Here is a 24794-nt window from a genome sequence, read left to right as displayed (position 1 = left end):
TTATCACCCCAATTATTATTAATAAGTGCATGATGATTCCTTTATATATTTCTGTTGGCTTCATCATTTTTATAAGGCAAATTGTCTTTGTTTGTTCTTTGCTTCTTTAGCCACTTGCTGGAAGTTTCCGCGCTCCCAAACAACGCCGTCTTTGTCCTCAATAACTTTTTTAAAGCGACTTAAGTAACCTCTAACAATATGCATTTGGTCATCTTCAATTTCAGTATCTTTTACGTCGTTATCTTTGATCCTTAGAAGGATATATTTCTTTCTAGTGAAAGTTTTATCGGATTTAAACCACTCGTTATACCTCACAATGGCAGACGGTTCATTGCTTTTTAATATTTTATTTAAGTTATATAGTGTCATTTTTAATCTGTGTGTTTAACTGTTTTGCTTTTATTTCTGCTATGAAATCATTGAGTTGAAATTTTTCATACTCATACATTTCATTGAATTTCTTTCCGTTGACTTCCCATCTACCATTTACAGTCATTATCGTACTTGCTTTCATGCTCGTTGTTTTGGTTAATATGGGTGTTGATTAGAATTTTAGCCACCAACACTACAGCTGTTGCGGACAATAGACATAATGCAGCGAAACCAGATATATAAAGCTTATGGTTGATGCTTTCAAAGCTTAGCAAAGAATCTAATCCCCATAAAAAAAGAATTGATACTAAGGTTACTATTGAAAATGAAGCCATGTATATGTAGCCTATTTTACATTTTTTTTGAGTTAAATTTTTCATTGGTTTATTGATTTTTAGTGATTAATTAATACTAGGTTGAGGGAAACTTAAAGGCTGCTCGATGCGTTTTACTTCTACAATAGTAAGAGTGCATTTTGATAGATTATCAATAGATAAATCATATCTATTATCGTTAAAAATGCTACCTACTTTTTTTCTTATGTCAATAAGATCATCTAGTGTAGTCTCTAGGTTGTATAACTTCGGTTCATCAGTTGAATAAAGACCTTTATACAACATCGATTCGTCTATGAATCTGTCACAATGTGTGAGTACTTTGAATTGCATATAATTTGAATTTGTGTTTAACTTATTTTTTAAAAGAAGCCGCGTGACCTATTTCGGGAACCACCCCACACGCGGCTTTCAACCAACCTAATTGCGTTTAACTCCTTTTAGTTTTGTTAATAGATATTCAGTAGCTTCTGCATCTGTTATCATCTTGTTTCTTTTAACTGGTTTTGATTTGTTTTGAGAAATTCCAAGCATATCATATAATCGAGACGTTTCTTTTTCAGAAAGCTCTTTTATTACGTTATATGCTGTTTCTGCTCTCATTTTAATTATAGGTTCTGAATAAAATCGTTTGCTTTAGTTACCTCTTTGGCAAATTGTTTGTTTGCTTTTTTTATATCACTTATTAAGCTATTATATATCTCTACATCAACCCGCCCCTCTCTTATGATATCGCTTACAGTCTGTCTTTTCCAACCATTTTTAAAAACGATTCCTTTTACACCGTCTGGAGTCTTACTCCAAGCCTCTACAACTTTATTGTGTGCCTCCGTTCCTTTCATTTATATTTTGATATTAAGTTTGCTCTCGTATGTGTTACCAGTTAAAAATGAATACAACCCTTTTGCGGCTGTACTATACCACTTCTTTTTAACCTCATTTGAAGTGATTTCAGATATTGAAAACCACTTATGAACTAAGTCAATTAAATCGCTGTAATTATTAGCTCTATCTAAATCATTCTGTAGGTATAATCCAGTCACACTCATTGAAGCGAAGTATATACTCATGTCTGGTTTTCTTATTAGGTTTTTCATTTTTAAATATTAATTGGTTGAACATTTTTACTGTATTGTCAATTTTTGATATATATTTGACAAGACGACAAGACAAATATACACACTTAAGGCGTGTTACCAAAAATATAAGGCACATTTTAACGCCTTTAATGTGTTAAAATTCGTAAAAATTTGATTATGAGTGACATAGAAGTCAAAAAAATTCGTTCCGAAATGGGGTTAACTCAGGAGGAGTTCGCAAATAAATTAGGTGTTCACTATAGAACTGTTCAAAAATGGGAGGCTGGAGATACTAAAATACGCCCTGCTAACGCCTTTTTAATAAAAGACATATACGATAAGCACACTAAAAATGAAAATAACGGCATTATACTAAATAGCAACGGTAATGAATTTGAAGAGTTGCCTAACGGAAAGTATTTATTGAAAGCTCCTAAGGTTCCATATACAGCTTATGCTTCTTTTATAGAGGTGTATAAAGATGAATACGAGGTTAATAAAGAATTTGGGACATCATATTTTACAGTAGACAAAATAGGTTTAGGAAAGTACATTGCCTTTACAACTGGAAATGATAGCATGAATGGAGGAGGTATATATGATACTCCAGGAGGGGCAGAAGTCTTAGGAAGAGAACTTAATAAAAGTCATTGGAAAGATGGATTTAAGAAAAATACATACGGATGGATAATTGTTTGTATAACAGGTATTTTTCATAAGGACATTGTAGGCCCTAACGAAGAAGGTATTATTAATTGCGTTTCAAGGAATAAGTCCCCAGAGTTCCCAACGTTCCCACTTGTTTTAGACGATGTTCATTCAGTATATAAAGTAATAAAACGAACTTTTTAAAGCCAAACAAAATGAAAAAACTACTAATATTATTGATTGCTATTTTTTTGTCGTGCTCTTCTGACGATGACACTAATAATATTACTATTGAAAATTTAACTGGTGAATGGATTGTTCAAAGTCGAACAGTCAATGATTTCGATATTGATTTAAGCGAATGTGATTTAAAAGAAAAAATAATATTTAAAAGTAATACTAATTTCACTAGACAAAAGTCTTATTCAGACAACGCTCCTTGCTCCATAGTCGAAGAAGATTATAATTACACGCTAGATGATACTGTTATAAACATAGAAAATAAAGGAACTACTTTGTTTTATATTGGATATGTTAAAAATAATAATACAATAGAACTTGTAATGAGAAGCGATGACTTAAGGAGTTCTACAATATTTATAAGGGAATAGCAAAACACTTTGCACCACACTTTTTTCAAACACTATACTACTTTTAAACCCTTATATACAACGAAACATATATTTAAAATGAAACGCCTTCAAGCTGATTACCGGAGTTTTTTAATGCCTTATTTTTGGTGTGCCCCTGAAAAACAGGGTCGGGCTATTCGCTATATCTTTTAAAAAATACATTTTTAAAAGGATGTCGCTACTATCCCTCACACAAAATAGATTCCCAGAATCTAAAAGCATGTTAAGAGCTGCAAATCACCACTGCTATAAAATATATTTCCCGTATTTTTGTGTATATAAGAATCATTAATTACACACTTCATACCGATGAATAATAAATTAATAGCTCCTTCTATTTTGGCTGCCGACTTTGCCAATCTTCAACGTGACATAGAAATGGTAAATAACAGTGAAGCAGATTGGTTTCATATCGATGTTATGGATGGATTATTTGTTCCCAACATATCTTTTGGAATGCCAGTTATAAAAGCCATTGCAAAGCATGCCAATAAAACATTAGACACGCATCTAATGATTGTAGATCCTGATCGCTATATTCAAGATTTTGCAGATTTAGGAGTTGATATTCTAACGGTACATTACGAAGCTTGTACACACTTACACAGAACAATACAAGCTATTAAAGCTGCAGGAATGCAAGCTGGAGTTGCACTAAATCCACATACAAGTATTAGTGTTCTCGAAGAAGTAATTAAAGATATTGATGTGGTTCTTATTATGAGTGTGAATCCTGGTTTTGGAGGTCAATCTTTTATTGAAAATACATACAAAAAAATATCACAATTAAAAGAGCTCATTTTAGCAAATAACGCCACTACACTCATAGAAATCGATGGCGGTGTAAATGGAGATAATGCTAAAAAACTTGTAGCTGCTGGTGCAGATGTTCTTGTAGCAGGAAGTTACATATTTGGAAGTGATAATTCTAAAGAAACAATTTCTGATCTGAAAAATAAAATTTCTTAATGAAGCATATAGAATTAATAATTGTAGGCGGTGGTCCTATCGGAATTGCATGCGCATTAGAAGCAAAAAAAAAGGGAATTGATTATTTAATCCTTGAGAAAGGTCCTATTGTAAATTCATTATTTAATTACCCTATGAATATGCAATTCTTCTCTTCTTCAGAAAAATTAGAGATTGACAATATCCCTTTTATAAGCACAGAAGCAAAACCAAAAAGGAATGAAGCTTTAGAATATTACCGAAGAATTGTAGATGCTAACGACCTTAATATTCATCTTTTTGAAAAAGTAGTTTCCATTGAAAAGCAAGACAATGAACTGTTTAATATCACTACAGAAAAAGGAACTTACAGCGCAACATATACAATTATTTCTACTGGATTTTACGACATACCAAACACTTTAGATGTTCCTGGGGAAGATTTACCAAAAGTGGCTCATTACTACAAAGATCCTCATTTCTATTCCATGCAAAAGGTAGCTGTTATCGGAGCTAGTAATTCTGCTGTAGATGCCGCTTTAGAATGTTACCGTAAGGGAGCAGATGTAAGTATTATTGTCCGAGGTCCAGAAATTGGAAGACGTGTTAAGTATTGGGTTAAACCAGATATCGAAAACCGAATAAAAGAAGGAAGTATAAAAGCTTTTTTTAATACAACAGTAAAAGAATTTAAAGAGAATACCCTCATCCTTAATACTAGTGAAGGTGAAAAGGTAATTGAAAATGATTATGTTTTAGCGCTTACTGGTTACAAACCTAATTTTTCTTTCCTAGAGAAAATCGGAGTGAACTTATCTGAAGATGGAAAATTTTATCCTCAGTATAATGAAGATACCATGGAGACTAACGTTAATAATTTATATCTCGCAGGTGTTATTTGTGGAGGTATGGATACACATCTTTGGTTTATTGAAAACTCTAGAATTCATGCTAAAATTATAGTACAAAATATCTTAAGCAAGAAAAATTAAGAGAAAATTATAATCTGATACTAGAATTCTCCCTTTCCTTTTTTGTATTTTATTAGAGATGAGAAAAGAAGAATTAGAGAATAATTTGGAGACAACAAACAAAGTAATTCCCGAAAGCATAAAAAAAGAAACTTTGAGAGCTCTTAATTTCTATCCAGAGTTAAAAGATGTTCCTATAGAGTTTAAATTCAAGGAAAAGCTACAGAAATCTTTTATGCAGGCACAGCCTGATTTTAAGACACTCCTTAGAAGTGCTAAAAAAAGAAAGTATATCATATTTATCAGTAGTAATTTTAATATTGAAGGAGAAGAGTTTAATATCTATAACGTCCCAAAAGATGTGATTATCGGTTGGATTGGGCATGAACTGGGGCATATTATAGATTACCTCAACAGAAGCAGCCTTAATCTGCTCATATTCGGAATTAAATATATTTTTATCGGGAAGCACATCCGAGAAGCCGAAAGAGCCGCAGACACATTTGCTGTTAGCCATGGTATGGGAGACTATATTTTAAATACTAAAAATTTTATCCTTAATAATACCAGCCTCTCTGAAACCTATAAAAATAGAATTAAAAATTTGTATTTATCTCCCGAGGATATTTTACAACTAACACAAGAGCTAAAGTAATTTATTGTTCAGCAACAAAGCTTTCCCAATCTTTAAATTTCTCCTCTCCCATTACACGCTCCATTTTTACTTGTCCGCCCTTCTTTTTATTACGTTCATTCCAAGCATGAAATATTTCTGGTTTTATAACTTCTACAATTACTCCTTTTAATGCTTTAGAACGCGCCACTTTATAGTTCTTATTTGCTTCCTTTAGAGCCTCATCAAGAGCGGATGCAATTTCCTCTTTATTCGTATTGTTATTTGGAGATCCAATATACCATTTATGGTAATATTCATTATCTATTTTGGTGGCTGCAATAGTAAACTCTGGAATCTCCATATCAAATTTATCTTCTATAATCTGAATGGCATCATTCATTTTATTAACCGATAATTGAGAACCTACTACATTTAAGAAAAATTTTGTACGACCCGTAATAATAATTTCTGCACGCTCTACATCTGTAAACTTTATAGTATCTCCAATTAAATAACGCCACGCTCCAGAAACAGTAGATATTATAAGTACATACTCAACATCCTTTTCTACCTCAGTAATATTTATAGAGGGAGCATCTGCCACTAAAGATCCATCCTCATTAATATAATCTGGCTTAAAAGGAACAAATTCAAAATAGATACCGTTATCAAGCGATAACTTCATAGACTTTGTTTCTGGACGCTCTTGATAAGCTAAAAATCCTTCTGAAGCTAAATAAGTATCTATTATATTTATAGGATGATCTAGTAAAGCATTAAAGCTTTTTTTATAAGGACCAAAAGCAACTCCTCCCGTGGTATATACTTGAAGATTAGGCCAAATATCATGTATATTATCTACCTTATTATATTCTATCACCTTCTTCATCATCAGCTCCATCCAAGAAGGAATTCCACTTAAAGCGCCAATATCCCAATTCTTAGCCTCTTCGGCAATTTTTTGCACACGCTCATCCCAATCGTCAATCTGAGAAATCTCTACACCTGGTTTATAATAACCTCTAAACCAATAAGGGATATTGCTTGCACTAATTCCACTAATCTCCCCTTCTAAATGTCCATCTTTCTCTTTCAGCTTGGTAGAGCTCCCCAACATCATAATTGTTTTTTCGAAGAAATCTGCTGGAAGGTCAAAATTTGCTAATGCACCAACTTGCTTTATCCCTGTTTTTCTTATCGCATCCAACATCTCCTCAGTAACAGGAATACGCTTACTAGTTTTCCCCGTAGTACCAGAACTCAATGCATAATATTCTGGACTTCCAGGCCAAGTTAGATTCTCTTGCCCATCATGTAAAAACTTCCAATACTTATCGTTAATACTATTATAATCGTAGTAAGGAACATTAAGAGCAAAACTCGTTTCTATGGAATCAGATTCTAAAATAGTTTCAAAAGAGTGATCTTTACCAAATTTAGTTTCCTTAGCTTTCTCCAAGAGATGTTTTAAAACTTTATGCTGCTCTTTTGCTGCATTCTCTTCTGGAATAACACTATCTGCTAATTCGATAACTCCCTTTATTATAGAACCTACTATTGCCATATTATTTTTTCTTTGAAATTAACTTTTCTAGCATTAAAATTTATTAATAAAAAGATAAAATATTACAGCTATATATTTATTTGAAAACAAAAAAGCCGCTATAAAAGCGACTTTCTGTATGATTACAATTGTTTACTATTGAATAGAATCTTTAGCAGCTTTATCCCAAGGAACCATTTCTGATTCATAGAAATTGATATTCTTCAATTTAAATCGGTTATAATGTTTCCCTAATCGGACTTTATAAGTATCCCATTCTCTTGATGAATCCTGAGACCATCCAATCTCTGCATAACCTAGTAAACGAGGTATTACCATATATTCAATATCATCAATTGTTTCTAAAGTTTCTGCCCAAAGTGGAGCCTCTACTCCAACAATATTATCTTTCCCTACTCCTTCAACAAGAGTAGAAGGGTTCCAATCGTATCCTGTTTTTACATTTATAAGTCCAGCCCAACTAAGTCCTAAAGGAGAGATTGAATCATATTTCATATCCAAATAAGCTTTGGATGCTGGAGAGATTAATACTTTTGACCCTTGCTTAACTGCTTCTTGAGCGTTTTCTTTATTCGCCCAAAACTGTACAACAGTAGATTCTTTTAATTCAGCATGTCTAATTTCATCCCAACCAATTGGCGTTTTCCCATGTTTATAAACCATATCTTGGACACGAGTAACAAAAGGAATATAATCTTCTAATTCTGTAGAGTGAGACTCATCTCCACCTATATGAATATACTCACTAGGAGTAATTGCTATAATTTCTTTAATTACATCTTCTATAAAAGTATATGTAATCTCTTTGTCTATGCAAAACGAACTAAAGCCTACTTCTGTTCCTGTGTATAATTCTGGTGCTTTTCCATCACAATTTAATTCTGGATAAGAAGCTAATGCAGCATTTGTATGACCTGGCATATCTATCTCCGGAATAATAGTTATATATCGCTCTTGTGCATAAGCAACAATCTCCTTATAATCTTCTTGCGTATAAAAACCGCCTTCTCCGCCTCCTACTTCCGTACTAGCGCCGATTTCTGTAAGCTTTGGCCATGATTTTATTTCAATACGCCAACCTTGGTCATCTGTTAAATGCATGTGTAAAACATTTAGCTTATATGCTGCCATAAGATCAATATATCTCTTTACTTCATCAACAGTAAAAAAGTGTCTTGACATATCTAACATACTTCCACGGTAAGAGTACTGAGGGTAATCTGTAATATTAACTCCTGGAATTACCCATCGTATATTTTTAATAACTTCTGGGCTTGCAATTTCAGAAGGCAATAACTGTTTTAATGTTTGGATACCTCTATAAGCACCAGCTGCTGTAGAAGCACTCAATGTTACAAGATTTTCATTCACATTTAATTTATAACCTTCTTCTCCTTCTACTTCCGAAGATATTTTAAAGACAATCCCACTAGCTACATCATCGGTGCTAGAAGTTGTTTTTAATTTAATACCACTTGCATTGGCTATTGTTTCTACAAAACTGCCTGCTACAGCCTTTAATGCTGCGTCATTATCAACATACAATACTGTACTTTCTGTAATTTCGAAAGTCCCTTCATTCTTTTCAACAGAAACAGGAGCTGGAATTAAACTTCTATCTTCTAAACTTGCTTGTGGTTTATTTGGCGTCGTACAAGCAAATAATAGAATCGCCAATGTTAAACTGGCATTTAGTAAAATGTACTTTTTAATATTTATCATTTTAAAACTTGGTAATTGGTTAGTAATATTTAATTATTTTTTTTCCTATTCCTTAAAAAAGCAAAACTTGACTTAATAAAAGAATCGATTTCAGTGATTTTAAATTATGTTTCCTTACTATTTTATAATAAAACCTTTTAGTGTTTAGTTAATCATTAAAAAGGGAACATTAAAACTATCACTTTTATAATTATTGAACAAATTGTAAGATTCAAAATTAAGAATACAATAAAAATTTAATACTTACCCTACTTTTAGTGAAGTAAATAACTCACTCTCTTTATTTATTTACAATGAATTACTACTTTAGCGGGTTTAAGGTATTTCACTTTTCAATTCCTTTTTAATTGTCAATACATAATAAAAATATAAAATCTCAATTCGAGATACATTATACTGCACTCTGTAAAAAAGCATATTTTTACATAGAGGACATTGATGATGCCAAAGATATTGTACAGGAGGTTTTCTTGAAGTTACTCGACAAAAAAAACTTAAACGATATTAAAGATTTTAAAAGTTACCTTAATCGTTCTGTTGTGAATGCTTCTTTAAAATGGATAGCAAAACAGAAGAAAAAAAAGAAAATTGATCACACAATAGAAATCCAAAAAGGAACAGAATATTCTATTGAAGATAGTATCATTAAAGATGAATCTTCTACTATTTTAAACAAAGAATTAAATAATCTTCCTGAAAAGTGCAAAGAGATATTTGTTTTATGTGTTTTAGAAGATTTAAAATATCAAGAGGCAGCAGATACTCTAGGAGTATCTATAAATACTGTAAAGTCTCAAATAAAGAAAGCTTATAAAATATTGAGAAAGTCTGCTAATTATCACAGCTTTCTCTTCCTATTACTGAATAAAAACCAGTAAAATAATAATTTCTTTAAAAAAAACTCCAATTGACGTCACCCTGAATTAAAGTTTTGGGATCCTAGTTATAAAAGAGGCCTTCTCTATTAAATATAACATGGATCAGATTAACGACATATTAATAAAAAAACTTCATAATAGACATACCGAAGAAGAAGAGCGTATGTTCCAATCGTGGATTCTTGAATCTAAAGAAAATAGCGATTTCTACAAGAAATTAAAGCGTTTAAAAAAAGAAAATGACTTATATAGAATAAATCAAATAGATACGGATAAGGCTTGGCAAGAAATTCTAACTAAGCATCTAGAAAAGAAAAAGTTAACAAATAAAATTGTTCTTAAAAGAGTTCTTGCTTCAGCAGCAGTTTTCATTGGAGTTATCGCCTTAGGAATTAGTTATTACAACCTTAAACAAATTGGAAATACTCCTGAGGAACCTATAATCACCCTTCAAATAGGAAAAGGAAAAACCAATAATATTATACTTTCAGAACAAAAAGAAATTCTTAATCATGAAGGGGATGCTATTGCAAAAAAAGTAGGTTCAGATTTAGTTTTCCAACCTATAAATAAAAAGGATTACAGTATAAATACAGTTCATGTTCCCAACGGAAAGACATTAAATATCATCCTTTCAGACAGCACTTCAATTCACATTAACGCTGGAAGTACTTTAAAATTCCCTACCAATTTTGAAAAAGACAAAAAGCGAGTTGTAACATTGGAAGGAGAGGGTTTCTTTAATGTAACAAAAAATAAAGAGCAGCCTTTTATAGTCAAAACAACTGCTTTAGATATAACTGTTTTAGGGACGCAATTTAATGTTAATGCTTATGCCAACAACCTCAACTCTAATATTGCATTAATAGAAGGTTCCGTTAAAGTAAGTTCAAAAAATAAAAATATTAAAGGTACTCAACTAGCTCCGAATCAAACGGCAACATTGAATGTTGGTTCTAACAATATAGATGTTAAAAATGAAGATGTTTCTAAATACACTGCTTGGATTGAAGGAAAACTAATAATTGAGGCTATTCCATTTTCAGAAATAATAAAACAACTAGAGCGAAAATATAACGTCACCATTGTTAATAATAATAAGGCGTTAGAGGATCAAAATTTCACAGCTTCTTTTGACATCGAAACTATTGATGAAGTTATGGAAGCATTTAAAATAAGTGTTCCCTTTGAATATAAAATTCAAGGAAAAGAAATAACGATTACAAATCCAGAAAAATAATAAACATGTAAAAGAAGAAATACAAACACAAAAAAACAGGAAATGTTGCAGCATCCCCTGTTTCACAAAAATTGTTCAGTCAAATTAGTCTAATAACCAAACATCACAAATGTATGAAAAATAGAACTTTCATAAGGCCCTATTGGTCTTATTCCTCTCAATTTTATTTAAAAATGAAGTTAACTATATTTTTTCTCTTAGCTTCTTTATTTACAGTAAACGCAAACTCATATGCGCAAAAAACAAAGATTGATTTAAATCTTAAAAATGTTAGTATTGAAACTGTACTTAAAGAAATAGAACAGAAAACAGATTTCAAATTTTTATATAATAATAACGAAATAGATACTCAAAGAGAAGTTTCTATTGATGTTTACAAGAAATCTGTTTCTGATATCTTAGATACTATTTTTAATAATAGTAATATCACTTATATTCTTAAGAAGAAGCAGATAGTTTTAAGGAAAAACACTTTTAAAAGCTCCTTCCTTTTTGATAAAATAGAGAATCTCCAAAATCAAGTATCTGGAAAAGTAACTGATGTAAATAACGTTCCGCTATTAGGGGTTACAGTAAAAGTAAAAGATGCTCCAATTGGGACGAGTACAGATCAAGATGGAAATTTCACCATTACTGCTAGTCAAAATGATGTATTACAGTTTACTTACATTGGTTTCGAAACCAAGGAAGTTAAGGTGAATAACGCTTCTACACTTAATGTAACCCTTAAAGAAGCCGTAGAAGCTATTGATGAAGTTGTTCTTGTAGGTTATGGAGAAGTAAAACGAGAAAATATTACTGGAGCTGTAAGTAGTGTTAAAATGGAGAGCTTTAGCAACCAAGCTCCAACAGTAAATGTAGAACAAGCACTTCAAGGACAAGTAGCAGGTCTTTCTGTAAGTACTCCAAACGGACAACCTGGCGCTGCGTCTAAAATTAGAATTAGAGGTACTTCCTCCCTATCAGGTTCTAACCAACCGCTGTTCGTTATTGATGGAATTCCTGTAGTTCCTCAAAGCAATATTCCTGTAGGTGGAACCGAAGGTCAAAATCTAGGTAGAGAATTAAATTACCAAGGTTTAAGTACACCGATCGCTAATATAAATCCAAATGACATTGAATCTATAAGCGTTCTAAAAGATGCATCTGCGGCTGCCATTTATGGTTCTAGAGCAGCCAATGGAGTTATTATTATAAATACAAAAAAAGGGTCTAAATACTCGAAACCCACAATTAATGTAGATGTTTCTAGCACGATACAAACTCCAAATACATTGGATGTTTTAAATGCAGATCAATATAAAGATATTTGGACAAGAGCCGTTCAAAACAGTAATGTAGATGATGCTTTTACAAAAAGTGTTTTAGATGGTTCTTATTTTGGAGATACAGAAACTAATTGGGAAAACGAGCTAACTAACGGGATGGCTGTTTCTACCGACGCTAATTTAAGTGTCCGCGGAGGGAGTGAAAAATCACAATATTCTATTTCCCTTTCTGCTTTAAATTCTGAAAGCGGAATTCAAGGTGCAAGTAGTGAACGTTACACGCTAAATATAAACCTAAATAATGATATAACTGATTTTTGGAGGTTTGGAACCAGCTTACAAACATCCTATCTTAATCAATCTTCTGCAGATGGAGGTCTTGTAGATAGAATGTACACTTTCAGACCAGATGCTCCTATTTTTGATGAAGATGGGAATTATGCATATTCTGAAACTTCTAACAGCGAAAATCCTGTTGCTTTAGCACAAGCTAAAAATAAAAATAAAACTTTTCTTTTTCTAGGGTCTGTATTCACCCAATTAGATTTAACGAAAGGATTGACTTTTGAAACCAGACTTTCCGCAAATTATAACAACGGAAATCAATATAGCTTTTATCCAAAATACACTTCTAGGGGAGGTTGGTTTAGATTTAGTGGAGATGGAGATGGATTTGCTCAAGACAGTAGGTCTACAAATACTATTCTACAATGGCAAAATACATTAACCTACAAGCAGACTTTTAATCAAAAGCATAATATTGATGCAGTTTTAGGAACCACTTTTGAGGAGATAAACAGCTCTTACAATAAAGCTTTTGGAACTGGATTTTCTAATAATGTTTTAAGCAATGTATCTAGTGCTACCGTTAGTAACGGAGGTGAATCCTATGAAGAGGGTTCAGGATTAGCTTCTTATTTTGGTAGAGTTAATTACGATTATAATCAAAAATACCTTATCACATTAACAGGAAGAGTAGATGGTTCTTCAAAATTTGCTAAAGAGAATAAATATGCTTTTTTTCCAGCAGCAGCAGCGGCATGGAGATTATCTAATGAAGATTTTATAGCTAATAGCAATGTCATTGACGAAATGAAATTACGTGTTAGTTATGGATTAACTGGTCAACAAGATTTTGGTGCTTATCAATGGAGAACATTATATTCTACTGATGCTTATGCAAACGACCCTTCCACTGTTTTATCTCAATTGGGTAACGATCGATTAAAATGGGAAACTACGAAGCAGTTTGACTTAGGAATGGATTTTTCATTTTTTAAAAATGTAATTTCTGGAGGAATAGGATATTACTCAAAAAATACAGAGGATGTTATATTCCCTGTAAAAACTCCTGGAAATACAGGTGTAACATCTGTACTTGCAAATATTGGAAAAACGGAAAACAAAGGATACGAACTACTTTTGGACATTCGTCTTTTTAATAATCAAGATTTTTCATGGAATCTAAGCTTAAATGCAACAAAGAACACAAATACACTTACAGAAATAGGAGACGACTATAAAGATGATGACGGTTATATAGTTGGTTTCCCTGGTTTGGGAGGTGGACGTTTGCAAGAAGGAAGTCCTATTGGGCTTATTTATGGTTATGAAGCCGCAGGCATTTTTCAGAATCAAGCAGAAATCGATGCATTGAATCAAGCGGCTCCAAATGGAGTTTATCAAGAAGATGGAACTGCTCCTGGAGATTTAAAATTTAATGATATTTCTGGCCCAGATGGGATCCCTGATGGAATTGTTAATGACTTTGATCAAACTACTATTGGAAATTCTCAACCTGATGTATTTGGTGGATTCAGCAGTACTTGGAGATACAAAGGTTTCTCTCTTTCAGCTCAATTTAGTTACTCTATAGGTAATGAGTTAATGTGGTTTTCTCAATCAAGAGCAATCAATTTTACAAGCACCTATTTTAGTGAGAATAAAACAACTGAAGTTTATAATGCATGGACAGCAGAAAATCCTACAAATCAGCCAAGAATTGTCTATAAAGACCCTAATGATAATGATAGACTTTCTAGCTATTACGTACACGATGCATCTTATCTAAGATTAAATACACTAAACTTAAGATATACATTGCCTAGAAAAACAATGGATAGAATCAGTTTCATTAATTCTATATCATTTTATGGTATTGCTCAAAACTTATGGACACTAACAAATTATCCAGGAGCTAACCCAGAAGGAGGTACTCTATTTAATAATGATATTTCAGGATCTGGGAGAGATACTAATAGATTTCCTCCACAGAAATCTTTCACTCTAGGCGTAAACATTGGTTTCTAAAAAAAATATTATGAAAAAAGTACTATATATAACAATACTAGCAATTACATTAACGGCTTGTAATTTGACAGATTCTATAGATCAAGATCCGCCAAATAATTTAGTCCCAGAAAATGTAGTAACAAATGAAGATGATGCTAAAGCTCTCTTAAATGGTGCTTATAGCCAGATTATATCATATACAAATTCTTCTTATTATATGTATTCTGAAATAATTCCGAGTGCATTAATAGGTTCTATGACAATAAATTCTAGTTCAGACGAAGAGATTTTCGATAATGATATTCTTGCTGAAAATGCTACAGTAAGGAACTTCTGGAGCATTTTTTATAGCGTGATTGATGCCGCAAATAATACAATTGCAAACACAGAAAAGTTAAGTAATGATCTTATTACTCCAGAAGCAAAAAAAGAAATTATTGGAGAAGCTCATTTTCTTAGAGCAATGGCTACTTTTGATGCATTACGCTATTTCGGACAATTTTATGACTCTAGTAGTAATCTAGGAGTGATCCTAAGAACAGAACCTGTAAACTTTGTTACTAGAAGCATAAAAAGAAGTTCTGTACAAGAATCTTACAGTCAGATATTGTCAGATTTAGATTATGCAATTTCTAATGCTCCTGACTTTACAGTTTCTTACAGAGGTTCAAAAACAGCTGCAAAAGCCTTAAAAGCAAGAGTTCTATTGTATAATGGGCAATACAATGAGGCTGCAAACATAGCAGATCAAGTAATAAATGAGGGAACTACTTCTTTAGAAACTAACTTCTCTGATGTTTTTGATAAAGGCTATAATGCTTCAGAAAATATCCTAGTAACTTTTAGAGATTCCGAATCTGATAATGATGAGAATAATAGAAAGCGATTTTACGCTGGGCGTGTTGCTGATGGATGGTTTACCGATCTCATGGAAAATGATCCTAGAAAAGAGGCCAGCTATAGTGGTACTACTGTTTTAAAAACTAATAATGAAAATAGTTTTCGTCCAACATTCTTTATCCGTTTAGCAGAAATGTACCTTATAAAAGCTGAAGGTATTTCCAGAAGTACTGGTGATGTTGAAGCCGCAAAAATTCCTTTAAACAAAATTATAGAGAGAGCAAGTGCAGATTTATCTACTGCTACCTCTATTGAAGAACTCAATGATGACATCTTTAACCAATATATTAAAGAGATGGCCTATGAAAATGGATCTGATTGGTTTGCAGCATTACGATTTGAAAAAGCTATGGATTTAAAACCTTCTATAACAAGTGTGGATCAATACATTCTTCCGATCCCTACAACAGAAATAGAAGGGAATGAATTTCTTACACTTGCAGATCAAAATCCAGGTTACGAATAAGCCGTTATCACTATAAAACTTATCAATAATTTTTAGATAAGCATACATAAAAATCTTTATTTATTTGAATAACAGTATTACATCCTTAAGGAAATATATGCCTTAAGGATGGAAATACTCAAGAAAATTTAAAAATGAAAATACTACAAATATTATTTATACTATACTGTGGAGTTTGCTTTTCACAGGACACGAAAACATTCAATAATTCTGATTTAAGTACTCCGTTACCAATGGATCCTTCAATTAAAACAGGTACTTTGGAAAATGGTTTAAAATATTATTTAAAAAAGAATGTTAAGCCTGAAGCAAAAGCAGAATTAAGACTCGTTCTAGATGCAGGTTCTATCCTAGAAGATGAAAACCAATTAGGACTCGCACACTTTATAGAACATATGGCTTTTAATGGCACAAAATCTTTCAAGAAAAATGAATTAATCGATTACTTACAAAGTATAGGAGTTCAGTTTGGAGCAGATCTAAATGCACATACTAGTTTCGATGAGACAGTTTACAAATTAACTGTTCCAACAGATGATGAAGGTATTTTTGACACAAGTTTAGATATATTAAGAGATTGGGCAGACGGGATCACACTAAGTGATGATGAAATAGACAAGGAACGTGGTGTTGTTGCCGAAGAATTAAGAGCAAGAAACAATGCAAACTCTAGGATGTATGACAAAACAATTTCTGTAATCACTAATAATTCTCGCTACTCAAAAAGACTGCCTATTGGTTCATTAGATATTATATTGAATGGAGAACATAGTGCCTTAAAAAATTTCTATAAAGATTGGTACAGACCAGATTTAATGGCTGTTATCATTGTTGGAGATATTGATATTGATAAAACAGAAAAAAAAGTAAAGTCTTTATTTTCAAAAATTAAAGAAGTTAAGAATCCAAAAGAGCGAACACGTTATACCATTGAAGATAATAGTGCTACAACCATAAAAGTTGTAACTGACAAAGAGGCTAAAAGCACAAGTGTCTCTTTTTATTATAAGGAAGAAAAAGAGGCTGTTTCCACTCTAGAAGATTACAAAAACGACATCATAAAACTCCTTTTTACAGGGATGTTAAAACAACGATTAGATGAATTAGAACTTGCTGAGAACACTCCTTTACTTTCAGCTACTGGTGGAATCGGTAATTTTTTAAGCAATAAAGATGCATATTACTTAAAAGCAATCTTAAAAGAAGAGCAGATTAACGATGGTATTTCCATACTATTACAAGAAAATGAAAGAATAAAACAGCATGGCTTTAAAGCAACTGAGTTGGAACGCTACAAAAAAGCGCTTATAAATAATGCTGAGTTATTTCGTAAAGAAGCTGGAAAGATTCCTTCTAAGCTTTATGTGGAAGAGTTAATAGATAATTTCACTGATAACGAACCTGTTTTAAGTGAAAATTTCAGATATGAATTTTACCAACATATATTACCTACAATTTCTATTAATGATGTAAATGAGATTGCTGACTTTTGGATTCAGAATAAAAATCTAACTATAATTTTAAATGCTCCTGAAAAGGAAAATCTTAAGCTACCTACTGAAAATGATATTTTAGGATTACTAGAAACGTCAACTTCAAAAGAAATTGAACCTTATGTAGATACATTAGGAGATGTAAAGCTGAAAGCAAAAATTGTTGATTCTGGAAAAGTAACAGCTTCCAGTTACAATGAAAAAATTGATGTTACTACTTGGGAGCTAAGTAATGGCGTGAAAATCATATTAAAGCCTACCGAATTACAAAATGATCTCATCTCGCTTAGAGGTTACAGACAAGGGGGGAGTTCTATTGCTCCAGATGAATTATATGTGTCTGCAAGACAAGCCAGCAACATTATCGGTAATAGTGGTGTGGATGGAATTTCAAACATCAATCTAGAGAAACTAAATATGGGAAGAACGGTTTCTGTTACTCCTTATATAAATTATTATGATGAACTATTTTCTGGAAGCAGTACTTCTGAAGAGTTAGAAAGAATGCTTACACTTATAAATCTTTACTTTACCGCACCAAATAAAGATGAAAAAGTATTTAATACCTCTAAAGAGAGAATGCTTGCTTCTATTAAAAATGATAGTCTGAATCCTGATACTGTTTTTGATAATGAAATAAGTAAAACAATGACTAACAATGATTTAAGATCTATTCCACTTTCTGAAAAACAAATTAATGAAGAATTAAAGCTGGAAGAATCGTTTAACTTTTACAAAGAGCGCTTTTCAAATGCTAATGGATTCACGTTTATCTTTGTTGGTAATTTTGATATCAACACCCTAAAACCAATGGTTTTAAAATATCTAGGAGGTTTACCTTCGGATTTAAAAGAACAACAATCGTGGAGAGATATCGGTTTAAGAAGAATTACAGGAAAACATAGAAAAGTTATCACTAAAGGAACAGAAGATAAGTCTAAAGTAGATATCCGATTTACTGGAAAACTTGATTATAATTTAGACAATCAAATGCAAGTTTCTCTTTTAGGAAAACTTCTAAAGATAAAGCTCACCGAAGAGTTAAGAGAAAAAATGTCTGGAGTATATGGAGTTCAAGTTTCTGGATATGCAACAGACCGCCCTTACGATTGGTACCGAATGAATGTAAGGTTTACATGTGATCCTGAAAACAGAGAAGCCTTAATTGATAAAGTACATGAGGTTATAAAAGATATACAAGAAAATGGGGCTTCAGAAAAAAATGTAGCTAAAATTAAAGAAGCTGAACTTAATATTACTAAGGTAGCACTTAAAAGTAACAGTTATTGGGTAATGAAGTTAAGAAGTGCTGATGAATATGGATGGAATCCAGAAGAAATATTAGACTATGAAAAACGATATGATGTAATTACATCTGATTATTTCAAAAAAGCAGCAAACACCTATTTTGATTATTCTAACCATGTGGAATTTATTTTAATTCCTGAAAACTTAGAAGAATAATAAGAATCTTTCTATAAAAACCTCCACTAGTTTCTATACTATTGAAAAGAAACTAGTGGAGGTTTTTTTACATAAACTTCTCTGTAAAGTTATTCTTTGCTCCTTATCATCTCTATAACGGAGCCAGTCATATTCTTTGGAGCATCATCTACACCTAAAATCTCTAAAATTGTAGGAGCTACTTGGTTGCTATACAATTGCTCTTCTATTTTAACTTCACCAAGTGCAGGCACATTTTTCCCAAAAGCTAAAATCCATACTTCGTCTGCTCCATTAATATCACTTCCATGACTTTTCCATGTTTCTAAAGGATGCGTTCCACGACCATGGTCTGTAGTAATTATAAAGGTTGTGTTGTCTTTATAAAATTCATCCTCTTGTGTAAACTCCCATAAATCTTTAATAAAAGAATCTGTAGTATGTGCTGATTTCAAATATGCTTCGTAATCTCCATCATGAGCAAAATCATCAGTTTCTCCATAAGCTACATAAACTATTTTAGGATGCTTACTTTTCATATATTCTTTAGCAAAATGATGTGTAAAGGCATCTAAACGAACAGTTCCCCATGGGCTAGGTATTTCTGACTGTAATTGGTTTAAAAACTTTTCCCTATCAGTTAAATCTCCTTCAGCATTTCTAAACCCCGCATTTACGGGAACACCGCTTCTCTTATCATTAATTATATATGGAAATACATCCCAACTTCCAAAGGCAGCTACCTCCCCTTTAAAATTATTTGTGTTATTTAATAATTCTAAAATGGTAGTATTTGGATTGTAGATTTTGTCATTGCTTTTTATGTTATTATCATCAGCATTACCTGTTAAAATCTCATTGTAGCCAGGGTAAGAAAACCACATTGAATTTGTTAGATTCACTTTACTCCCTTTATCTCTATTACCATGAAGCTGTCCGTTTTTAGCTACATAATCCCATAAAAAAGGAAATAAAGCTTCTCTACGTAGCTTTGGAGTATCCTCCCAAAACATTTTTTTCAAACCTTCTGTGTTACTAACGTACGCTTTATTGTCTACCAACTTCTCGTCTGCACCTGTAAATAATTCTTGCCAACGGAGTCCATCTAAAGTAATTAATACTATTTTTTGTTCTTTCTCTTGTGCAAAAGTAAAAGTTGCTATCAGTAAAAACAGTAAGGCTATTTTCTTCATAAGGTTGGTTTTATTTCTTTTTTTAATACTAGCTAAAATTAATAAGTTATGAACAAATAAAACTATTAATCAGAATTAAAAAAGGCAAGTCAAAAAATGACTTGCCTTCTTAAAGTGACCGCGAAGGGATTCAAACCCCCAACCCTCAGAGCCGAAATCTGATGCGCTATTCAGTTGCGCCACGCGGCCTTATTTTTGTTTTTAAAAATTCTCTTCCAGATCCAGATTTAAAATATCGCTCTCTAGTTATAGCCAATTCCCGCGTATTAAACTCCTCATAATAAACCAAAACCCATGGTTTATATCCTTTAGTTGATTTAGTTTTTCCTGAATTATGCTCTCTTACCCTCTCTTCAAGTCGGCTCGTATGCCCTTTGTACAACCTACCATCAAACCCACTTCTCAAAACATAAACGTAATAAATCATAATTCAAATTTTGCGCCCTGCCTGCCGGCAGGCAGGTATTCAGTTGCGCCACGCGGCCTTATCTTTGTTTTTAAAAATTCTCTTCCAGACCCAGATTTAAAATATCGTTCTCTAGTTATAGCCAATTCCCGCGTATTAAACTCCTCATAATAAACCAAAACCCATGGCTTATATCCTTTAGTTGATTTAGTTTTTCCTGAATTATGCTCTCTTACTCTCTCTTCAAGTCTGTTCGTATGCCCTTTGTACAACCTACCATCAAACCCACTTCTCAAAACATAAACATAATAAATCATAATTCAAATTTTGCGCCCTGCCTGCCGGCAGGCAGGTATTCAGTTGCGCCACGCGGCCTTATAAAAAATGATTTATTCCTAGCTTAATCTACTTTTCACTACTGTAGAAATCGTTTTTCCATCTGCTTTTCCTGCTAATTCTTTTGAAGCCATTCCCATTACTTTTCCCATATCTTTCATTCCTTCAGCTCCTGTTTTAGCAATAACTGCATCAACGATTACGGCAACTTCTTCTTCACTTAGTTGCTCTGGTAAGAACTTTTCTAAGATTGCTGCTTCTGCCATTTCAGGTTCCGCTAAATCTGCTCTTCCTTGCTCTGTATATATAGCAGCGCTATCTTTTCTTTGTTTTACAAGCTTCTGTAATAGTTTTATTTCATCTTCTTCAGACATTCCATCCTTACCACCAGCACTTGATTGTGCCAATAACAATTCAGATTTTACTGATCGAAGTGCTGTTAAAGCTACTGTATCTTTTGATTTCATAGCAGTTTTCATCTCTGCCATTACCTTGTCTTGTAAACTCATAATTGTGCTGTATTTACTATTATTTACGCTGTGCGAAGATAAAAAAATAACCCGAAACCTTTTTAAAAGATTTCGGGTTTTAAATTATTAGATTTTTAAAAACTAATCTACATTATCATGCAGAAAAGAATTATTGCTTCTCAATTGTGTTTCTTCATTGCTATCAGTTCCTACACTCATACGAGATGATTGACTATCAGATCTTCTATCTTCTAGGTCAATTCCCATTCGCTTATAAGCTGGTTGCTTTTCAATTTCTTCAATCTTAGAAGCATTGTTATGAAATTTGTAGTTAAAGTCCTTTAACTTACGTCTACGCTCTTCTGCTCTATTTCTTAGGCTATCTTCAATAGAGCTATTCATAGGATCCACCTCTTCATCTGCAGCTTCTTGTTGCGGTTGTTTTTCTTCTACAACTTTTTTCTGAAAAGCTAATTCTTGCTCTACCTTCTCTACTTTTTTCTCAACAGGTTTTGCGCTGTTCATCTGGTCTTCAATCTCCATATAATCATCTAAACTATAACGCTTAGTTCCTCCTTCAGAGACTTCAGTTACGGGAACAACCTCTACATGATCATTCACTTCAACATCATTCACACTATCAGAGAAATCAAAAGTAACCACATGCTCACTTTCACTTTCCTCTTGATTGTCTTCATTTAAAGGCATATCAAAAGGCAATGCTGTTTGCTTTTTTGGTTCAGCTCTCAAAACCTCAGGATCAACTACATCAATATCTTTAATTTGAGATGTCGTGTCTATAATTACAAAGTCATCATCGTTTTCTAATGTTACTTCATCATAAACAACATTAATGTTTTTTATAAGCTCTGATGTTGGAATTAACTCCATATCATTTTTAGCTTGAGGCTTCACTTCTGGCTCCACATCATCTTCAACAAGAGTATGCTTTACAACCTTTTCTGGCTTTGCTTCTACTTCTTGTTCATTTGAACTAAAAAACTGCTGCTGATTATTTTTAGGGGTTAAATCATGCATTGCTTTTTGTTCATCTTCTAAAGTGTGGATTATTTTTTTTGCTTCAGTATTAACAATTTCATGCTGTTGCTCAGCGTCGAAACCCGTAGCAATAACTGTAACAGCGATAGCATCTCCTAAACTTTCATCTTCACCAACTCCCATAATGATATTTGCATTATGTCCAGCTTCATCTTGAATATGATCATTAATTTCTCCAATCTCATCTAGGGTAATTTCATCAGCACCAGAAACAATAAGTAGCAATACGTTTTTAGCACCTGATATTTTGTTGTCGTTTAATAACGGAGAATCTAACGCTTTCATAATAGCCTCTTGTGCACGGTTAGCTCCAGTAGCAGTTGAAGATCCCATTATTGCAGTTCCACTATTTGAAAGTACTGTTTTAGCATCACGTAAATCGATATTTTGCGTGTAGTGATGTGTTATCACCTCTGCAATACCTTTTGCCGCAGTTGCCAATACTTCGTCCGCTTTAGAGAAACCAGCTTTAAAACCAAGGTTTCCGTATACTTCACGAAGCTTATTATTATTAATCATAATTAGCGAGTCTACATTCGCACGAAGCTTTTCTACCCCACGCTGTGCTTGCTCATTACGCATTTTCCCTTCAAACTGAAAAGGAATTGTAACAATACCAACAGTTAATATGTCCATGTCTTTTGCTAGCTTAGCTATAACTGGTGCAGCTCCTGTACCAGTTCCACCACCCATTCCTGCGGTGACAAAAACCATTTTAGTATTGGTATCCAACATAGATTGCAGTTCTTCTAAGCTTTCTATAGCTGCATTTTCACCAACTTCTGGATTGGCTCCTGCACCAAGTCCTTCTGTTAATGAAACCCCTAACTGCACCTTATTTGGTACGCCTGTATTTTGTAACGCTTGTGAGTCTGTATTACAAACTACAAAGTCTACTCCGTTTATACCCTGCTGAAACATGTAATTAATTGCGTTACTTCCGCCGCCTCCAACGCCAATAACTTTAATTACATTACTTTGATTCTTTGGTAAGTCGAATGAGATGTTCCCTAAATCTGTTGTGCTACTCATAATAATTCTTTTTTACCCTAATTTTTTCTATTTACTACTTTTTTGAATATTTTTTAAGATGACCTTTATAGCGTTGGTTTACTACTCTGCGTTATCTAAAAAATCTTTTAATTTTTCTGACCACTTTTCGAGAAACGATTTCCGTTCTACTGGCGGTTCAGTTGGTTGGGGCTCTGTATTTATTTGCGGTTCTTCTATTTGTTCTTGCTCTATTTGCTCTTCCTTAATGGCTTCTTTTTCTTTTTCTATTTTTAAAGCTCCATTTTTCTTTTGCTGCTGAATGGCATTCATAACCAAACCTACAGCAGTTGCATAAACAGGACTTGCCACTTCAGCATCAGAATCTCCTGCTAGATGTTCATTAGGATATCCTATTCTAGTATCCATACCCGTGATGTATTCTACCAGTTGCTTTAAGTGCTTTAGCTGACTTCCACCTCCTGTTAAAACGATTCCAGCTATTAATTTTTTCTTTTGGTCTTCATGCCCATAATTCTTGATTTCCATATAAACCTGCTCTACAATTTCCACAACTCTTGCATGGATAATTTTAGATAAGTTTTTTAAGGTTATCTCTTTAGGCTCTCTACCTCTTAAACCAGGAATAGAAACAATTTCATTATCCTTATTTTCTCCAGGCCAAGCAGATCCAAATTTTATTTTTAATAACTCTGCTTGCTTTTCTATAATTGAGCATCCTTCTTTAATATCTTCAGTAACAACATTTCCCCCAAAAGGAATTACTGCAGTATGCCTAATTATACCATCTTTAAAAATAGCTAAGTCTGTAGTACCACCTCCTATATCTATCAATGCTACTCCAGCCTCTTTTTCTTCTTGACTAAGAACTGCATTTGCAGCAGCAAGAGGTTCTAATGTAATTCCAGCTAAATCTAGTCCAGAACTTTTTACACATCTTCCTATATTTCTAATAGAAGACACTTGCCCAACAACAACATGGAAATTCGCTTCTAAGCGACCTCCATACATCCCTATTGGTTCTTTTATTTCAGCCTGTCCATCTACTTTATATTCCTGAGGAAGCACATGTATTATTTCTTCTCCAGGTAACATTACAAGCTTGTATACTTGATTACATAATTTATCTAAATCAACCTCACTGATTACCTCCTCAGAATCTGGTCTTGTGATATAATCACTATGTTGCAAACTTCTTATATGCTGACCAGCAATCCCTACCACGCAATCGTGTATTTTTAATCCAGAAACACTTTCTGCTTCTTGAACAGCTTGCTGTATAGATTGAATAGTTTGAGTAATATTATTAACGACACCTCTGTGTACTCCCAAACTTTTGGATTTACCAATACCTAAAATTTCAATCTTTCCATAGTCGTTTTCACGACCTATCATAGCCACTATTTTAGTGGTCCCTATGTCTAATCCTACCGCGTATTTAGTATTTTCCAT

24 protein-coding genes and 1 tRNA gene are annotated in these 24794 nt (G+C 33.0%); 10 read left to right on the top strand and 15 right to left on the bottom strand.

Annotation, left to right across the window (positions count from 1 at the left end; translation table 11 throughout):
• Window positions 1-69: 69 nt before the first annotated feature.
• From ACN0TY_RS11455 to ACN0TY_RS11430, 6 genes are all read right to left on the bottom strand, one after another.
• Complete coding sequence (locus ACN0TY_RS11455; protein WP_417444601.1) at window positions 70-369, bottom strand: hypothetical protein; 300 nt, start codon at window positions 367-369, stop codon at window positions 70-72.
• Entirely contained in the window at window positions 356-514 is a 159-nt protein-coding gene (locus ACN0TY_RS11450) for a hypothetical protein (protein ID WP_417444600.1), read from the bottom strand. Before ACN0TY_RS11450 ends, ACN0TY_RS11455 begins: the two co-directional genes overlap by 14 nt.
• A gap of 259 nt (window positions 515-773) precedes the next feature.
• Window positions 774-1040, bottom strand: coding sequence for a hypothetical protein (locus ACN0TY_RS11445; RefSeq protein ID WP_417444599.1), 267 nt, complete (start codon window positions 1038-1040; stop codon window positions 774-776).
• Between the two features lie 87 nt (window positions 1041-1127).
• Window positions 1128-1310 (bottom strand): hypothetical protein, encoded by a 183-nt coding sequence (locus ACN0TY_RS11440; RefSeq protein WP_417444598.1) that lies wholly within the window; start codon window positions 1308-1310, stop codon window positions 1128-1130.
• A 5-nt stretch (window positions 1311-1315) separates the two neighbouring features.
• The gene (locus ACN0TY_RS11435; RefSeq protein WP_417444597.1) at window positions 1316-1549 is read right to left on the bottom strand and encodes a hypothetical protein; all 234 of its coding nucleotides are present in this window, start codon (window positions 1547-1549) and stop codon (window positions 1316-1318) included.
• Window positions 1550-1804 carry a hypothetical protein gene (locus ACN0TY_RS11430; protein ID WP_417444596.1) on the bottom strand — a complete coding sequence of 85 codons (255 nt, stop codon included), beginning with the start codon at window positions 1802-1804 and terminating at the stop codon, window positions 1550-1552.
• A 159-nt stretch (window positions 1805-1963) separates the two neighbouring features.
• Between ACN0TY_RS11430 and ACN0TY_RS11425 the strand changes: the two genes are divergently transcribed.
• The 5 genes from ACN0TY_RS11425 (at window position 1964) to ACN0TY_RS11405 (ending at window position 5640) form a co-directional block, all read left to right on the top strand.
• A complete protein-coding gene (locus ACN0TY_RS11425; RefSeq protein WP_417444595.1) occupies window positions 1964-2638 on the top strand; it encodes a helix-turn-helix domain-containing protein in 675 nt (224 codons plus the stop codon).
• 11 nt (window positions 2639-2649) lie between these two features.
• Window positions 2650-3045 carry a lipocalin family protein gene (locus tag ACN0TY_RS11420; protein ID WP_417444594.1) on the top strand — a complete coding sequence of 132 codons (396 nt, stop codon included), beginning with the start codon at window positions 2650-2652 and terminating at the stop codon, window positions 3043-3045.
• Window positions 3046-3375: 330 nt separating this feature from the next.
• Window positions 3376-4035, top strand: coding sequence for a ribulose-phosphate 3-epimerase (gene rpe, locus ACN0TY_RS11415; RefSeq protein WP_236959964.1), 660 nt, complete (start codon window positions 3376-3378; stop codon window positions 4033-4035).
• Complete coding sequence (locus ACN0TY_RS11410) at window positions 4035-5006, top strand: YpdA family putative bacillithiol disulfide reductase (protein ID WP_417444593.1); 972 nt, start codon at window positions 4035-4037, stop codon at window positions 5004-5006. Before rpe ends, ACN0TY_RS11410 begins: the two co-directional genes overlap by 1 nt.
• Before the next feature lie 58 nt (window positions 5007-5064).
• Window positions 5065-5640: a hypothetical protein gene (locus ACN0TY_RS11405; RefSeq protein WP_417444592.1), complete on the top strand. Its 576-nt coding sequence runs from the start codon at window positions 5065-5067 to the stop codon at window positions 5638-5640.
• Window position 5641: 1 nt separating this feature from the next.
• Here the strand turns inward: ACN0TY_RS11405 and ACN0TY_RS11400 are convergent, their stop codons facing one another.
• Window positions 5642-7165 carry a GH3 family domain-containing protein gene (locus tag ACN0TY_RS11400; protein WP_417444591.1) on the bottom strand — a complete coding sequence of 508 codons (1524 nt, stop codon included), beginning with the start codon at window positions 7163-7165 and terminating at the stop codon, window positions 5642-5644.
• Window positions 7166-7300: 135 nt separating this feature from the next.
• A complete protein-coding gene (locus tag ACN0TY_RS11395) occupies window positions 7301-8887 on the bottom strand; it encodes a beta-N-acetylhexosaminidase (RefSeq protein ID WP_417444590.1) in 1587 nt (528 codons plus the stop codon).
• A gap of 347 nt (window positions 8888-9234) precedes the next feature.
• Between ACN0TY_RS11395 and ACN0TY_RS11390 the strand changes: the two genes are divergently transcribed.
• The 5 genes from ACN0TY_RS11390 (at window position 9235) to ACN0TY_RS11370 (ending at window position 18888) form a co-directional block, all read left to right on the top strand.
• A complete protein-coding gene (locus ACN0TY_RS11390) occupies window positions 9235-9765 on the top strand; it encodes an RNA polymerase sigma factor (RefSeq protein ID WP_236959969.1) in 531 nt (176 codons plus the stop codon).
• Window positions 9766-9862: 97 nt separating this feature from the next.
• A complete protein-coding gene (locus ACN0TY_RS11385; RefSeq protein WP_417444589.1) occupies window positions 9863-11005 on the top strand; it encodes a FecR family protein in 1143 nt (380 codons plus the stop codon).
• A gap of 173 nt (window positions 11006-11178) precedes the next feature.
• Window positions 11179-14583, top strand: coding sequence for a TonB-dependent receptor (locus ACN0TY_RS11380; RefSeq protein ID WP_417444588.1), 3405 nt, complete (start codon window positions 11179-11181; stop codon window positions 14581-14583).
• A gap of 10 nt (window positions 14584-14593) precedes the next feature.
• Complete coding sequence (locus tag ACN0TY_RS11375; RefSeq protein ID WP_417444587.1) at window positions 14594-15931, top strand: RagB/SusD family nutrient uptake outer membrane protein; 1338 nt, start codon at window positions 14594-14596, stop codon at window positions 15929-15931.
• Window positions 15932-16065: 134 nt separating this feature from the next.
• Window positions 16066-18888 (top strand): M16 family metallopeptidase, encoded by a 2823-nt coding sequence (locus ACN0TY_RS11370; protein WP_417444586.1) that lies wholly within the window; start codon window positions 16066-16068, stop codon window positions 18886-18888.
• 89 nt (window positions 18889-18977) lie between these two features.
• Here ACN0TY_RS11370 and ACN0TY_RS11365 read toward each other — a convergent pair whose 3' ends face one another.
• The 7 genes from ACN0TY_RS11365 to ftsA form a co-directional block, all read right to left on the bottom strand.
• Complete coding sequence (locus ACN0TY_RS11365) at window positions 18978-20060, bottom strand: alkaline phosphatase family protein (RefSeq protein ID WP_417444585.1); 1083 nt, start codon at window positions 20058-20060, stop codon at window positions 18978-18980.
• A 115-nt stretch (window positions 20061-20175) separates the two neighbouring features.
• Window positions 20176-20249, bottom strand: a tRNA-Arg gene (locus ACN0TY_RS11360).
• Window positions 20227-20487 carry a GIY-YIG nuclease family protein gene (locus ACN0TY_RS11355; protein WP_236959975.1) on the bottom strand — a complete coding sequence of 87 codons (261 nt, stop codon included), beginning with the start codon at window positions 20485-20487 and terminating at the stop codon, window positions 20227-20229. The genes ACN0TY_RS11360 and ACN0TY_RS11355 overlap by 23 nt, the downstream gene beginning before the upstream one ends.
• Window positions 20484-20783 carry a GIY-YIG nuclease family protein gene (locus ACN0TY_RS11350; protein ID WP_417444584.1) on the bottom strand — a complete coding sequence of 100 codons (300 nt, stop codon included), beginning with the start codon at window positions 20781-20783 and terminating at the stop codon, window positions 20484-20486. Before ACN0TY_RS11350 ends, ACN0TY_RS11355 begins: the two co-directional genes overlap by 4 nt.
• Window positions 20784-20861: 78 nt before the next feature.
• Complete coding sequence (locus ACN0TY_RS11345; RefSeq protein ID WP_236959977.1) at window positions 20862-21311, bottom strand: GatB/YqeY domain-containing protein; 450 nt, start codon at window positions 21309-21311, stop codon at window positions 20862-20864.
• Window positions 21312-21413: 102 nt separating this feature from the next.
• Entirely contained in the window at window positions 21414-23363 is a 1950-nt protein-coding gene (gene ftsZ, locus ACN0TY_RS11340; protein ID WP_417444583.1) for a cell division protein FtsZ, read from the bottom strand.
• Window positions 23364-23444: 81 nt separating this feature from the next.
• Window positions 23445-24794: a cell division protein FtsA gene (ftsA, locus tag ACN0TY_RS11335; RefSeq protein WP_236959979.1), complete on the bottom strand. Its 1350-nt coding sequence runs from the start codon at window positions 24792-24794 to the stop codon at window positions 23445-23447.

The organism is Joostella sp., from assembly GCF_048266025.1.
GTDB lineage: Bacteria > Bacteroidota > Bacteroidia > Flavobacteriales > Flavobacteriaceae > Galbibacter > Galbibacter atrarenae.
This window is presented reverse-complemented; position numbering and strand designations above follow the sequence as displayed.